The organism is Enterococcus sp. MSG3299 (assembly GCF_050555765.1).
In the GTDB taxonomy this organism is placed as follows: Bacteria; Bacillota; Bacilli; order Lactobacillales; family Enterococcaceae; genus Enterococcus; species Enterococcus faecalis.
Map to the genome: position 1 here is coordinate 1,494,047 of NZ_CP187869.1, position 13,546 is coordinate 1,507,592.

The window sequence follows — 13,546 nt, forward strand, 5'->3', positions numbered from 1 at the left end:
CATTTTTAGGTATCAAAAAACGGCTAAACTAAGAGTTAACGCTCTTAGTTTAGCCGTTTAATTCAATTTATTTTGTTGAACCTTTTTGATCAATTCCATAAGGTAAAACAACTGTTTTTTCTTCAATTTCTTCTTTGTTCATTAGTTTTGTTAATAAGCGCATTGACACGGCACCGATATCATATAAAGGTTGTGTAATACTTGATAGACGTGGACGAGAGACTTCTGTAAGCAATGAGTTATTGCTTGTAATGATTTCAAATTCTTCTGGAACTTTCACACCAGCATCTAGCATCCCATCTAATAAACCAATCGCTAGCTCATCGTCTGTAACAAAGGCAGCTGTTGCTCCACTGTTACGGACACGCTCAGCCAAATTAATACCTGCTTTAAATTTATATTCAGATTCAAAAACTAAGCCTTCATTATAAGACAAGCCATTTTCCGCTAAAGCTTCTTTGTAGCCTTTCATTCGGTTTTGACCATTAATTGGATCGATTAATGCACCACTAACAAAAGCAATTTTTTTGTTCCCATTTTTCGCTAAAGTCGCTGTTGCATCTTTCGTTGCTTCTGTGTAATCAATATTAACGCTACCAACTTGTTCGTCTGGATCAATTGAACCTGCTAAGACAACAGGTGTTTTTGAACGTGAAAATTCACCACGAATATCATCTGTAATACGATGACCCATAAAGATAATCCCATCTACTTGCTTGGCAAGTAAATTGTTTAATACAGTAACTTCTTTTTGATCGTCTCCATCTGAATTAGCTAAAATGATATTATATTTATACATTGTAGCCACGTCGTCAATGCCACGTGCTAATGAAGCAAAAAATGCATTACTAACATCTGGAATAATGACACCCACTGTTGTCGTTTTTTTACTTGCTAAACCACGTGCGACTGCGTTAGGACGGTAATCTAAGCGATCAATCACTTCTAAGACTTTTTTACGCGTTGCTGGTTTTACATTGGGATTACCATTGACAACACGAGAAACAGTAGCCATAGATACATTTGCCTCTCTAGCAACATCATAAATTGTAATTGTTTGTTTTTCCATGTTTCTTCTCCTATAAATATGAATTTGTTCTCATTTTCTGAAAACACTGTTTACATTTCTTTCCTAGCCTAGAATATCAAAATTCTTCTATTTTTGCAACCGTTTTATCGTTTTTTCATGAAAATTTACTTTCCATTTCAAAAGGAACTTTTTGTCATTTCATGTTATGATAGTACTGTGATTCACTTCAGAATAAAAGAAAGAAGGATGTTTTATGAATCAAGAAAAAATTGCCGATTTAAAAAATTGGATGCACCAAGAAAAGATTGACTTCACTTATATTAGTGATCCTGGTCATATCGCTTACTTTTCCGGTTACGAAAGCGAACCTCATGAGCGCGTGTTAGCTTTGTTTATCGCTGCGGACGATCAATCATTTTTATTTACACCTGCATTAGAAGTCGAAGATGCCGAAAATAGTAGTTGGACTTATCCCGTTTATGGTTATTTAGATAGCGAAAATCCTTGGGAAAAAATTGCGGCTTTATTAAATAAACGGACACAAGGCACACCACGCTTTGCTTTAGAAAAACAAGCTCTTTCTTTAGCTCGTTTCGATCAATTGAAAACCTATTTCCCAGCTAGCGATTTTTCGCATGATGTTACGCCTTTAATTGAAAAACTTCAATTAATTAAAACAGAACCTGAAATTCAACGTTTACTAGAAGCTGGTAGTTGGGCTGATGTCGCTTTTGAGATCGGCTTCAAAGCAATTCAAGCAGGCGTTGCGGAACAAGAAATTGTTGCAGAAATCGAGTATCAATTAAAACGTCAAGGTATTCGCTCAATGAGTTTTGATACGTTAGTCTTAACAGGAAAAAACGGAGCTAGTCCTCACGGGGTACCTGGCGAAACAAAAATTGAGCCCCATGACTTAGTGTTATTTGATTTAGGTGTCGTTCATAATGGCTATTGTAGTGATGCCACACGAACAGTCAGCTACTTGGAACCTTCTGATTTCCAAAAAGAAATTTATGGAATTGTTTTAGAAGCACAATTAGCAGCAACTGAAGCGGTCAAACCTGGTGTTACAGCAGGCGAATTAGATGATATTGCTCGAGGTGTAATCACAAAAGCTGGTTATGGTGAATATTTTAACCATCGCTTAGGCCATGGCATTGGAACCACTGTCCATGAATACCCATCGCTGGTTCATGGCAATGATTTAGTCATTGAAGAAGGTATGTGTTTCTCTATTGAGCCCGGTATTTACATTCCTGGAAAAGTAGGCGTTCGTATTGAAGATTGTTTACACGTAACGAAAACAGGCTCCGAACCATTCACTAAGACAACCAAAGAATTGCAAATTATTGAATAGCATAAAAATAAAATGAGGCCAACAGTCAACCGGACTGATGGCCTCATTTCTAAATTTTAAGGTAAGCCGCTGAACAAAAGCAACACGATCCGTTGCTAACTTTCATAAGCTAAACGCTTGTTACCCTTTAAATTCTTTTTTTACGTCTTTCGCTGCATCTTTAACATCTTCTTTTGCTTCTGCAGCTTTTTCAGGAACATCTTTGGTGGTTTCTTTTGCTTCATCGACACCAGCAGAAACAGTTTCTTTGGCCGCTGCCGCAGAATCTTTAACGTCAATATAGATATCTTCTGCTGCATCTTCGGCAATTTCACCTAAATCTTCTGCGTGATCTTGAGCATCGTCAGCTGCTTTTTTAAATTGATCAGATAAATCACCTGTTTGTTTTTTAAAGTTATCAAGCATGTCGCCAGAAACACCTTGTGCTTTATCCAATGAATCTTTTGTTTTTTCTTTGACAGAACCTGCCAAATCAGAGGCTTGATCTGATAAAACGCCGGCTTTTTGTTTTGCGATTTCTGTTAATTCTGTTCCTTTTTGAACAGCATAATCTGTGTAATCTTGCGCTTTGTTTTTTAAATCATCTGTTTGATTTGATAAATCATCACGTAATTCTTTACCTGATTTTGGTGCAAGTAATAATGCGGCAACGGCTGCTGCTGTTCCACCAATTACTGCTCCTAAGAAAAATCCGCCTTTTTTAGCCATAAAAATCTCCTCCAATTAGTTATTTGTTTTTTTATTTTTTGAACGCATTGCTCTAAAAGCAGAACCGCCTACTTTACTCACTAAACCAGCTTTCGCTGTGCCTTTCCCTACGGTTCCTACCTTTGTAATCAAATGTTTACTTGAGGTGTTCAATTCAGAGACACTTTCGCTTAAATCAGCAACGGCCGTAAACAACGGATCAATCGTTGCCACTTTTTGATTCACATCTGTCAATAGTTCATTGCTTTTAACAAGCAAGCCTTCCACTTGGCGACTCAATACATTCACATCGCTAGTCACGACTTTGATTGTTGTATTTGTTTCATCAATTGTATCTTCAATTTTTGAAACAACTTGAGAAACTTTATATAACACAAGTACTAAAAAGATGACTAAAACAACAAATGCTACCGCTGCAATTAAGGCAGCAATTTCCCCACCTGACATATCATTACTCCCCTCTGAAATTTTATTTATAATCTTAGGATAACACCAACTTATATTTTTCACAACTCATAAAGCTAAGAATGACAATTTATTTTATAAAATTCTCATGCCCTTTTCTTTAAGAAAAAAAGCGTAAAATTTCCTTCTAACGAATTGAAATTTTACGCTTATTTTTATTTATTTTTCTTTTGGTTGCTCTTTTTTCGCTAATTGAGCACCTAAATTAATAATGTATTCTCGTAAATTATCTTTTACTTCTGGATGAGTCAAACCATATTCAATGCTTGTTTTCATAAACCCAAATTTATCGCCAACGTCGTAACGTTCTCCTTTAAACTCACGAGCAAAAACGCGTTGTGTTTTATTTAAAGTGTCAATCGCATCTGTTAACTGAATTTCGTTACCAGCGCCTGGTTTTTGATTTTCAAGTACATCAAAAATTTCAGGGGTTAATAAATAACGGCCGATAATCGCTAAATCACTTGGTGCTTCCTCGGGCTTTGGTTTTTCAACAAAGTTCTCGACATTGTATAGTCCTTTTTCGATTTCTTTTTCTGGGTTGATAATACCATATTTTGAAGTATCTTCATGGGGTACTTTCATTACCGCAATTGTCGAAGCATGTGTTTGTTCGTAATCATCCATTAATTGTTTCGTTAATGGCACTTTATCTTCCATTAAATCGTCGCCTAACATCACGACAAAAGGTTCATTGCCAACAAATGCTTTCGCTTGTAAAACAGCGTGTCCTAAGCCTTTCGGATGGGATTGACGAATAAAATGTAAATTAACATCCGTTGTTTCTTCGACTAATTTCAATAAATCGGTTTTATTTTTTTCTTTTAAGTTATTTTCTAATTCAACATTTGAATCAAAATGATCTTCAATCGGACGTTTGGCTTTGCCTGTCACAATTAAAATATCTTCGATTCCTGAAGCTAGTGCTTCTTCTACAATAAATTGAATCGTTGGTTTATCAACAATCGGTAACATTTCTTTTGCCATCGCTTTGGTAGCCGGCAAGAAACGTGTTCCTAACCCAGCTGCTGGAATAACTGCCTTTTTAACTTTCATCTTTTTTCCTCCTAAAAATCAAGTGTAAATTCGTTTTCGGTTTTGCCATCGCGCAACATGATTTCTTTTGCTGCTTGTTGTACATCTTCGTCATTGTACAAGACATTGTAGATTGTTTCTGTGATTGGCATTTCGACTTCTAGTTGTTGTGCCAATTCATAGGCTGCTTTAGTTGTTGAAACACCTTCCACAATCATGCCCATGTTTTCTAAGACTTCATCTAACTTATGGCCTTTTCCTAATAAATTACCCGCACGCCAATTTCGAGAATGGACACTTGTACAAGTAACAATTAAATCCCCAACACCACTTAAACCAATAAATGTTAATGGGTTTGCTCCCATCGCAACCCCTAAACGACTAATTTCTGCTAAACCACGAGTCATAATTGCCGCTTTGGCATTATCACCAAAGCCTAAGCCATGAATCGCTCCGGCGCCCAAAGCAATAATATTTTTTAAGGCCGCCCCTGTTTCTACACCAATCACATCATCATTCGTATAAATTCTAAAGTAATCATTCATAAACAACTCTTGCACATACACAGCGTCTGCTAAATTTTCGCTTGCTGCTGTAATGGTTGTAATGTCATGAACAGCGACTTCTTCTGCATGGCTTGGACCAGATAAAACCACAATCCCTTGCCGTTTTTCTGCTGGAATCTCTTCCGCTATCACTTCTGAAATCCGCTTATGTGTACCTTGTTCGAGCCCTTTACTTGCATGAATAATAATTGGTTTTGTTTTTAAATGTTGGGCCACTTCTTGTGCTACTGAACGAATGGCTTTAGTTGGTACCACAAACAGTACCGCATCAACATCTACTAAAGCAGTGGCTAAATCAGTGGTTGCCTGAATTGAAGTAGGTAAGATTAATTCTGGTAAATAATGTTTGTTGGTGTGTTTTGTATTTATTTCATCGATTTGCTCTGGTTTATTTCCCCAAATACAGACCTCGTGTCCATTTTCGGCTAATACTTGAGCTAAAGCTGTCCCCCAGGAACCTGGACCTAAAACAGCGACTTTTTGTTTCATCGGTGAAACTCTCCTTTCGCTAAACAACGTTACTTCTTTAGTTTACCATATTCTTCAATCAAGTTGGATTAAGAAGTTGTTATTTTTTTCTTTTGTTTCTCCCGATTGTAAAATTTCAAATTGGGATTTCTTCTGCGAACGATCACAATAACAATTGCTGCCACGAACATCACTAAAGACAACAATTGTGAGACACGAATGTTACTAAACGCATACAAACTGTCCATCCGTAAGCCTTCGATGAAGAAACGGCCGAAAGAATACCATATTATATAACCTAAAAAGACTTCGCCTTCTTTTAAAAAGTGTGGCTTTTTGCGTAATAACACTAAAACGATAAAGCCTAAAACATTCCAGACAGATTCATATAAAAATGTTGGTTGATGATATGTTCCGTTGATATTCATGTTATCAATGATAAACGTTGGTAAATGGAGATTTTCTAAAAATTGTCTGGTGGTCGCTGGCCCATAGGCTTCATGATTCATAAAGTTGCCCCAGCGACCAATTGCTTGCGCTAAAATCACACTTGGTGCGGCAATATCTAAAAAAGTCCATGTAGAAATGAAACGATGACGCGTAAAGAAAAACAGCGCCAGTCCCCCACCAATAAGACCACCATAAATCGCTAAGCCACCATTTCGAGTAAAGAAAATTTCAATCGGATTGTCTACATAATCTTGCCATTGAAAAGCGACGTAATACAAGCGCGCGCCAACAATTGCTGCAGGTAATCCCCAGAGCATAAAGTCAAAGACATCATCTTCTTTTAAACCAACACGAACGGCTTCACGACTACTTAGCCAAACAGCTAAAGCAATCCCTGAAACAATAATAATTGCATACCAATAGACGGGAATACCGAAAAGGCGAAATGCAATTGAATTTACTTGGGCTAACATCATCACATCTTCTCCTTCTATTCTCCTGAATTTTCTTCAATCAAACGGGTTAAGCGCTCTTCGAACGTTTTTGTTGCATCATAGCCCATTGTTTTCGCGCGGAAGTTCATTGCTGCTACTTCAATGATAATGGCCACATTTCGGCCGGTCTTAACAGGAATACGAATCTGAGGGACATCAACGTTAGCTATTTCAACCATTGCATCATCACTACCAAGACGATCATATTTCTTGTCTTTTTCCCATGCCTCTAAATAAACGACCAATTGAACTTGCATAAAGCCACGGACCGCACTAGCTCCAAACAGGTTCATGACGTCAATAATTCCGATACCACGAATTTCAATTAAATGCTGCAAAATTTTTGGTGGTTCTCCAACCACGGTTAATTCATCTTGCTGATAAACATCGACGCGATCGTCTGCGATTAGCCGATGTCCACGTTTAATAAGCTCTAAAGCTGTTTCACTTTTACCAATACCGCTATCTCCTTGAATCAAAACACCAAGTCCATAAACATCAACTAAAACCCCATGGACACTTGTCCGAACAGCTAAACGGCCATCTAAATAACTGGATAGTTCCCCTAGTAAACGGGAAGTTGAAATCGGTGAACGTAATACAGAAACCCCATTTTCTTTTGCTGCTGTAATTAATTCTTCGGGGATTTCTAGTCCTCTGGATACTATAAAGGCTGGAGTATCTTTCGCACATAAACGGCGCATCACTAATAAACGCTCTTCAGGCATCATTCGTTCTGCAAAGGTAATTTCTTTGCTCCCAAATAATTGTAAACGGTCATGGGAATAATAATTAAAATACCCAGTTAATTCTAAACCTGGCCGGGAAATTTCACCAGTTTTAATTGTTCTATTTAAGCTTTCTTCATCTCCGTATACTACTTCTAAAGAAAGATTTTCTACCAGTTGATAAATCTTTACCACTTCTGTCATATCGAATGTCAGTCCTTTCTGCTACTTGTTATATTTTATCATTTAAAAATACAAGTTTCTAGCTATTCACTAGATAATTCCTAGAATTATCATATTTCAAAAAAATGAAACTATTTTTCAGTGAAATTATCTATGCTATTTCTGTTACTTGACTATTTCAGAAAACTTTGTATACTTGAAGCCGATCCTTTTAAGAAAAGAGGAAACTTATGAAAGAATATTTAAAGGAAAAAGCCCATCAATTACCGTTAACACCGGGTGTTTATTTAATGAAAGACGCAACCGACACAATTATTTATGTGGGTAAAGCCAAAAAATTAAAAAATCGCGTGTCGAGCTATTTTATTAATAGTAATCAACATTCTCGAAAGACGATGCGTTTAGTCAAACAAATTATAGACTTCGATGTTCTCCATACTGACACAGAATTGGATGCGCTCCTCCTAGAATGTCAACTGATTCAACAGTATCGGCCGCGCTACAATCGCCAAATGAATGCTTATGAACAATATTCTTATGTATCGGTAGCCGTTAATGAGCGGCAATTAGAGATTAAACTCTTAAATATTCCCACTAAAGAGAACTGTTTTGGTCCTTATTCGATTCGCCGAAAATTAAACCGTTTAAAAATAATTTTGGATAGTATCTACGATCTCGTCCCAACCAACTATTGGCATCAAACCTTTCAAAAAGAGAGTGCCATTCCGACCGAACTATTTCAACAAGAATTGTTCGACTTTTTCCATAATCAAGGACGAGAACCAATCAAACGAATTGCTCAACAAATGCAAGAGGCTGCTGAAAAACAAGCCTTCGAAAAAGCGGCAAAACTCAAAGAAGATTGGCTCTTTCTGACGCGCTTTGCAAACCAAAATCAACGAATTAGTCAAGCTAACCAACGAGATTGGCAACTGATGTGGTTACCTTGTCAGAAAAAAATCAAATACTATTTAATTTACCAAGGCTTGGTGGTAGCAACACGTGTTGTAACTAAACAAACGTTTCAAAAATATTCACCGCTTGAACTAGCAAAAAAAATCATGCCCAAAAAACCACCGAAAACAATTGAGCATTACTCGAAGCAACAAGTTGATTTTTTAAACATTTTATATGGCTATATCAGCCGCCATCCAGAATGTCACCTAGAAAATTTAACCATCGAAAAAGCCTGAAGAACGCATTTTATGCTACGTTCTTCAGGCTTTTTTTATTCATATTTAGATAAATTGTGATCCGTAACGATCGTATTGACAATTGACATAATTACAGCCATTAGCACCGCTGCCCAAAAACTTGAGAAGCCAAAGTTCATTTCCCCCACAAAAAACGAGGTCATTTGTAAAATCGCTGCATTGACAACAAAGCTAAATAGACCAAACGTTAATAAAGTAAATGGGAGCGACAAGATTGTTAAGACTGGTTTCACCAACATATTTAGGATTGAGAGAACAAAAGCGGCAATAATTGCAGGCATTATGCCTCTCACATGAATCATGCCAGGAAAAACAACTGATAAAGAAATGAATGTCAGTGTATTAACAACCAATCGCTGAAAATATGTCATTAAAAGTCACTCCATTCGTCATCATCAATTTTTTCCGCTTCTTTACGTTGCTTTTTATTGGCAGCATAAGGATTTTCATTGCGAACATTTCTATTATAAGGATTTTGATGGCCGTAGCCGCGATCGCTTCCTGTTCTTCCAGAAGGGATCAAAACTGCTAAGGCAATGTATAAGAGAATGCCTGGAAATCCTGCTGAGAAAAAGCTGAGCAAGACATAAACGACACGAATAATTGTTGGGTCAATTCCTAGCCAATCAGCAATCCCAGCTAAGCTTCCTGTTAAAACCACGTTATTCGGAGATTTTGTTAGTTTTCTTTTCATATGTTTTCACCTCGTCTACTAAATTTTACACTAGAAAGGCTGATTCGTCAGCCCATCTAGCTTAAAATTGTTAATTATTTATCCGTATCTTTTAGGAAAATACTTCCCGTTGTTGTAGAAGCATTAATTTGAGCCATTGATTCTTCCAGTACACGTCTAAAATGTAATTGTTGATTGCCGCGATCTTTCTTTTCACGAACAACTTCAATATCTGTTAAACGGCTGTTAATACTACCTAAATTAGTTTTCACTTGGCCTTCAACGCCTAAGTCATTTGGCAAGGCCAACTTGATATTCCCATTTGCAGAGCTTGCTTCAACACGGCGAAGCGTTTTTTCTTTAGCTGTAATGCGGATATCTCCATTAATCAGAGAGACACTTAGACTTTCTGGTGCCGCGGAAATAGACACATCACCATTGACTGTTTCAATAATGTTATCTAAAATCGTTCCTTCTAGGACTTTAATTTCACCATTCACGCCTTCAATTTCTAACATAGTTGCATCAATTTTTTTAAACGTAATCGTCCCATTCGTTGATTTTGTGTAAACATCTTTCGCTGTTAACTCTTCTACTAAGACATTTCCGTTTAATAATTTAACAGATACATGATCGTAAGTGCGTTTTGGTAAATAGAACGTTAAATCTGCTTTCACCCGTTTGTTTGGCACTTGGAAAGAAATTGTTTCATCATCCACATCAATGTCACTTCGTTCTAAGAAAGCTTCCATTGGTGAATCTCCTGCCATTTTACCATATAATTTGATTTTTGCTTCGACTTTCACATCTTCTTGATCCCAAGTTTTGAAAACCACGGTACCATTTGCTACCTTGACATCAATTAAACTTGCTTGTGGATTTGGATAGTTAAACTCATGTTCAAACTTAGTTGTTGCCACACCAGGAACTTTCATTTTAATGTCTTTCCATTCCACATTATCATTCATGGTATCACTGAAAGAATTAAATGTTTTTTTCAAGAATTCTCCCACTTGACCGCCAACTTCGGCAACTTTGCCGCCGACTTGGTTAAAGGTGTCTGTGGCTTGATCTTTCCACTCTTCAGAGAATTGAGAAGAAACTTTTTCTTTTGTATCATTCCATTGACCTTTCCATTGTTCTTTGCGAATGTTTTTTAGTTCTTCTTCCAGTGCTGTTTTTTCAGTACTTTGAGTCGCTAATTTTTCTTCTAATTGTGCAAGTAAAACGTGCAAGTCTTTTCGTTGAACTTGTTCATCTTCTGTTAATGCATCTAATTCTTCTTTTGTATCTAATGTTCCAATTTCTTCTGCGACTTCTTTAATTTCTTCTTTGATGCCGGCAATTTCTGCGTTGACTTCGTCCAATTCAGCCGAAGCACGATTGGCTTTTGTTGCTAACTCATCAAGAATTCTTTCTAAGTTTTCACGATCTTTTTCTGCACTGTCCTGTGTATTTTCTTCAAACGAATCAACAGTAGGTCCTTCTGATTCGCCTTTTTCTAATGCATCCATTAAATCTGCGACTTGATCTTCTTTATTTGTTGTTCCAATATTTTGTGTATCAACTTTTTCAGCAGCTTTTTCGATTTGTTTTTCATCTTTTTCAGTTGCCATATTTTCTAATAAAATTAACGCTTCTTCTGACGTTAGAATACCTTTTTTCACTAATTCTAATACGCGTTCTCTTTCTTTCATGGATATTGCCTCCTTAGCAAATTTTTCACTCAATAGTGTTTTCCTTACATGCATTATTATGCCTTGTTTTTGATCATTTGTCATAGGACTTAAGAACGATTTCTTCTCATTAGTAAGGACTAGTTTTATAAAATCAGTTCATTTTACGCTAAAAAAACTAGGAATTGGTCTAAAAAAGGCCGTCTCCTAGTTTTTTATTTGTTTTTCTTAAAATTGTTCGTCACGATTACTATTCAATTCGGTAATTTTACCAGTTGCCAAGTAAACAATCCACTCACAAATATTTGTGACATAGTCGCCAATTCTTTCCAAGTATTGTGCCACATGTAGATAATCAGTTCCGCTAATGACCGTTTCTGGATTAGCTTTCATTGCTTCTACGGCATGTTTGTAAATACTATCGAAATATTCATTAGTACGATCATCCATTTGTGCAATCATTCGTGCATCTTTTTGATCCGTTTTAACATAGGCGATTAAAACATTATCCACCATTTTTTTCACATAATCAGACATATCTGAAATTTCTTTTTCGATTTCAGGAATACGTGTTTCTCCTTTTAAGCGAATCGTTGATTTAGCAATTGAAACGGCATGGTCCGCCATTCTTTCTAAATCCGAACTAGCTTTCATAACAGTGATAATCATACGTAAGTCTGTTGTCACTGGTTGTTGTAACGCAATCATTTCAAAACTCTTTTTCTCAAGTTTGACTTCCATATCATTGATTTCAATATCGCGATCAATCACTTCTTGAGCTAATTTTTTATCATGATTAATATATGCCTTCACGGATTTATGGACGGCACTACTAACCATCATACCCATTTCATAAAATTGATTGTGCAGATTCAATAGTTCTTCTTCAAATTGTGTCCGTAACATTCTTTTTCCCCCTTTTAACCAAATTTACCAGAAATGTAATCTTCTGTTTGTTTTTCTTTTGGATTTAAAAATACTTTTTTCGTGTCATTAAATTCAATTAAATCACCTTGTAAAAAGAAGGCCGTTTTATCAGAAATCCGTGATGCTTGTGACATATTATGTGTCACCATAATCATGGTATATTTCTCTTTTAATGTTAACAGCATGTTTTCAATTTTACCACTAGAAACTGGGTCCAAGGCGCTAGTTGGTTCATCTAATAAAATAATATCTGGTTCCACAGCTAAAACACGAGCGATACAAACCCGCTGTTGTTGTCCACCAGAAAGTGAAAGTGCACTTTTGTGAAGTTTATCTTTGACATCCTCCCAAACGGCAGCAGCTTTCAAACTGGTTTCAACTGCTTCATCTAAGACTTGCTTGTCTTTGACTCCTTTTAGGCGCAAGCCATAAATCACATTTTCATAAACTGAAAACGGAAATGGATTAGGTTGTTGGAAAACCATGCCAATTTCTTTACGTAATTCAACGTTATCTGTTTTCGGTCCATAAATATCTTTTCCTTTATAGACGACACTTCCAGTAATAGTTACGTCTGGGATTAAATCATTCATACGATTCAAGCAACGTAAATACGTTGACTTCCCGCAACCAGAAGGACCAATCATGGCAGTTAATTCTCCTTGATTAAAAGTTAAATCAATGCCTTTCAATGCTTCTTTTTTCCCGTAATATAAATGTAAATCTTTTGATGAAATAATTTCTTTGCCCATCTTGCTCCTCCTAACCAAAATGTCCTGAAACGTAGTCTTCCGTTGCTTGAATTTTTGGTCGTGTAAAGATTTTTCTTGTATGGTCGTATTCAATGACTTTACCCATATAGAAGAAAGCTGTATAGTCACTAATCCGCGCCGCTTGTTGCATGTTATGTGTCACAATGATGATCGTGTAATCATCTTTTAAATTCACTAACGTTTCTTCAACCGTTCCTGTTGAAATCGGATCTAACGCGCTTGCCGGTTCATCTAACAACAGAATATCTGGTTTCATCGCAATTGCCCGAGCGATACACAAACGTTGTTGTTGCCCACCAGACAGAGCTAAGGCGCTTTTGTTTAAGTTATCTTTCACTTGATCCCAAAGTGCGGCTTGCTTCAAACTTGTTTCAACGATTTCATCTAATTTTTTCTTATCCTTTTCACCATGCTGTTTCAATGCGAATGTGATATTTTCATAGATAGATTTACTAAATGGATTGGGCCGCTGAAAAACCATGCCAATGCGTTTTCTCATTTCGTAGACGTCAACTTCTTTCGTATTGACATCGACATCTTTATACATGATTTTTCCAGTAACACGTGAATTGGCAATGCCATCGTTCATACGATTTAGCGAACGTAAATACGTGGATTTACCGCAACCAGAAGGTCCAATTAAGGCGGTTATTTTGTTCTTTTCAAATTGCAAATCAACACCTTTGATAGCCTCATTGTCCCCGTAAAAGACATGTAAGTCTTCCGTGTGTAACGCAATCGGGTCTTTTTGGCTATCTAGTTGAAGTAAATGGGTATCATTTAAATTGTATTCTTTCAT

Annotated in this window: 15 protein-coding genes; 2 read left to right on the forward strand and 13 right to left on the reverse strand. The window is 36.7% G+C overall.

All coding sequences use genetic code 11. The features are described 5' to 3' along the window. Positions 1-67 precede the first annotated feature (67 nt). On the reverse strand, positions 68-1,069 hold the full coding sequence (gene ccpA, locus IGL23_RS07375) for a catabolite control protein A (RefSeq protein WP_002357319.1): 1,002 nt from the start codon (positions 1,067-1,069) through the stop codon (positions 68-70). A gap of 214 nt (positions 1,070-1,283) precedes the next feature. Here ccpA and IGL23_RS07380 point away from each other — a divergent pair, with 214 nt between their 5' ends. After that, positions 1,284-2,387, forward strand: a complete 1,104-nt coding sequence (locus IGL23_RS07380; RefSeq protein WP_002366790.1) for an aminopeptidase P family protein — start codon at positions 1,284-1,286, stop codon at positions 2,385-2,387. 120 nt (positions 2,388-2,507) lie between these two features. Here IGL23_RS07380 and IGL23_RS07385 read toward each other — a convergent pair whose 3' ends face one another. From IGL23_RS07385 to hprK, 6 genes are all read right to left on the reverse strand, one after another. After that, on the reverse strand, positions 2,508-3,095 hold the full coding sequence (locus tag IGL23_RS07385; protein WP_002381831.1) for a YtxH domain-containing protein: 588 nt from the start codon (positions 3,093-3,095) through the stop codon (positions 2,508-2,510). 15 nt (positions 3,096-3,110) lie between these two features. Next, complete coding sequence (locus IGL23_RS07390) at positions 3,111-3,542, reverse strand: DUF948 domain-containing protein (RefSeq protein ID WP_002357316.1); 432 nt, start codon at positions 3,540-3,542, stop codon at positions 3,111-3,113. A gap of 177 nt (positions 3,543-3,719) precedes the next feature. Further along, the gene (galU, locus tag IGL23_RS07395; RefSeq protein ID WP_002357314.1) at positions 3,720-4,616 is read right to left on the reverse strand and encodes a UTP--glucose-1-phosphate uridylyltransferase GalU; all 897 of its coding nucleotides are present in this window, start codon (positions 4,614-4,616) and stop codon (positions 3,720-3,722) included. A gap of 11 nt (positions 4,617-4,627) precedes the next feature. Continuing rightward, positions 4,628-5,650, reverse strand: a complete 1,023-nt coding sequence (locus tag IGL23_RS07400; protein ID WP_002357312.1) for an NAD(P)H-dependent glycerol-3-phosphate dehydrogenase — start codon at positions 5,648-5,650, stop codon at positions 4,628-4,630. A 68-nt stretch (positions 5,651-5,718) separates the two neighbouring features. Next, positions 5,719-6,552: a prolipoprotein diacylglyceryl transferase gene (gene lgt / locus IGL23_RS07405; protein ID WP_002381830.1), complete on the reverse strand. Its 834-nt coding sequence runs from the start codon at positions 6,550-6,552 to the stop codon at positions 5,719-5,721. 17 nt (positions 6,553-6,569) lie between these two features. Further along, positions 6,570-7,505, reverse strand: a complete 936-nt coding sequence (gene hprK, locus IGL23_RS07410) for an HPr(Ser) kinase/phosphatase (RefSeq protein ID WP_002357309.1) — start codon at positions 7,503-7,505, stop codon at positions 6,570-6,572. A gap of 209 nt (positions 7,506-7,714) precedes the next feature. Here hprK and IGL23_RS07415 point away from each other — a divergent pair, with 209 nt between their 5' ends. Further along, positions 7,715-8,677, forward strand: a complete 963-nt coding sequence (locus IGL23_RS07415; RefSeq protein WP_002365747.1) for a GIY-YIG nuclease family protein — start codon at positions 7,715-7,717, stop codon at positions 8,675-8,677. A gap of 35 nt (positions 8,678-8,712) precedes the next feature. On the opposite strand, the gene IGL23_RS07420 is transcribed toward IGL23_RS07415, so the two are convergent. From IGL23_RS07420 to pstB (IGL23_RS07445), 6 genes are all read right to left on the reverse strand, one after another. Then, on the reverse strand, positions 8,713-9,069 hold the full coding sequence (locus IGL23_RS07420; protein WP_002357307.1) for a phage holin family protein: 357 nt from the start codon (positions 9,067-9,069) through the stop codon (positions 8,713-8,715). After that, entirely contained in the window at positions 9,069-9,392 is a 324-nt protein-coding gene (locus IGL23_RS07425; RefSeq protein WP_002357306.1) for a PspC domain-containing protein, read from the reverse strand. The genes IGL23_RS07420 and IGL23_RS07425 overlap by 1 nt, the downstream gene beginning before the upstream one ends. A 74-nt stretch (positions 9,393-9,466) precedes the next feature. Then, entirely contained in the window at positions 9,467-11,068 is a 1,602-nt protein-coding gene (liaX, locus tag IGL23_RS07430) for a daptomycin-sensing surface protein LiaX (RefSeq protein WP_002360155.1), read from the reverse strand. Positions 11,069-11,275: 207 nt separating this feature from the next. Then, complete coding sequence (gene phoU / locus IGL23_RS07435; protein WP_002357304.1) at positions 11,276-11,953, reverse strand: phosphate signaling complex protein PhoU; 678 nt, start codon at positions 11,951-11,953, stop codon at positions 11,276-11,278. A 14-nt stretch (positions 11,954-11,967) separates the two neighbouring features. Continuing rightward, positions 11,968-12,726, reverse strand: a complete 759-nt coding sequence (pstB, locus tag IGL23_RS07440; protein ID WP_002357303.1) for a phosphate ABC transporter ATP-binding protein PstB — start codon at positions 12,724-12,726, stop codon at positions 11,968-11,970. 10 nt (positions 12,727-12,736) lie between these two features. Continuing rightward, positions 12,737-13,546 (reverse strand): phosphate ABC transporter ATP-binding protein PstB, encoded by an 810-nt coding sequence (pstB, locus tag IGL23_RS07445; RefSeq protein ID WP_002357302.1) that lies wholly within the window; start codon positions 13,544-13,546, stop codon positions 12,737-12,739.

What these genes read in the sequence shown, in the direction of transcription:
- ccpA (WP_002357319.1), bottom strand. Translation starts at nt 1,069, where the DNA reads ATGGAAAAACAAACAATTACAATTTATGATGTTGCTAGAGAGGCAAAT.
- IGL23_RS07380 (WP_002366790.1), top strand. Translation starts at nt 1,284, where the DNA reads ATGAATCAAGAAAAAATTGCCGATTTAAAAAATTGGATGCACCAAGAA.
- IGL23_RS07385 (WP_002381831.1), bottom strand. Translation starts at nt 3,095, where the DNA reads ATGGCTAAAAAAGGCGGATTTTTCTTAGGAGCAGTAATTGGTGGAACA.
- IGL23_RS07390 (WP_002357316.1), bottom strand. Translation starts at nt 3,542, where the DNA reads ATGTCAGGTGGGGAAATTGCTGCCTTAATTGCAGCGGTAGCATTTGTT.
- galU (WP_002357314.1), bottom strand. Translation starts at nt 4,616, where the DNA reads ATGAAAGTTAAAAAGGCAGTTATTCCAGCAGCTGGGTTAGGAACACGT.
- IGL23_RS07400 (WP_002357312.1), bottom strand. Translation starts at nt 5,650, where the DNA reads ATGAAACAAAAAGTCGCTGTTTTAGGTCCAGGTTCCTGGGGGACAGCT.
- lgt (WP_002381830.1), bottom strand. Translation starts at nt 6,552, where the DNA reads ATGTTAGCCCAAGTAAATTCAATTGCATTTCGCCTTTTCGGTATTCCC.
- hprK (WP_002357309.1), bottom strand. Translation starts at nt 7,505, where the DNA reads ATGACAGAAGTGGTAAAGATTTATCAACTGGTAGAAAATCTTTCTTTA.
- IGL23_RS07415 (WP_002365747.1), top strand. Translation starts at nt 7,715, where the DNA reads ATGAAAGAATATTTAAAGGAAAAAGCCCATCAATTACCGTTAACACCG.
- IGL23_RS07420 (WP_002357307.1), bottom strand. Translation starts at nt 9,069, where the DNA reads ATGACATATTTTCAGCGATTGGTTGTTAATACACTGACATTCATTTCT.
- IGL23_RS07425 (WP_002357306.1), bottom strand. Translation starts at nt 9,392, where the DNA reads ATGAAAAGAAAACTAACAAAATCTCCGAATAACGTGGTTTTAACAGGA.
- liaX (WP_002360155.1), bottom strand. Translation starts at nt 11,068, where the DNA reads ATGAAAGAAAGAGAACGCGTATTAGAATTAGTGAAAAAAGGTATTCTA.
- phoU (WP_002357304.1), bottom strand. Translation starts at nt 11,953, where the DNA reads ATGTTACGGACACAATTTGAAGAAGAACTATTGAATCTGCACAATCAA.
- pstB (WP_002357303.1), bottom strand. Translation starts at nt 12,726, where the DNA reads ATGGGCAAAGAAATTATTTCATCAAAAGATTTACATTTATATTACGGG.
- pstB (WP_002357302.1), bottom strand. Translation starts at nt 13,546, where the DNA reads ATGAAAGAATACAATTTAAATGATACCCATTTACTTCAACTAGATAGC.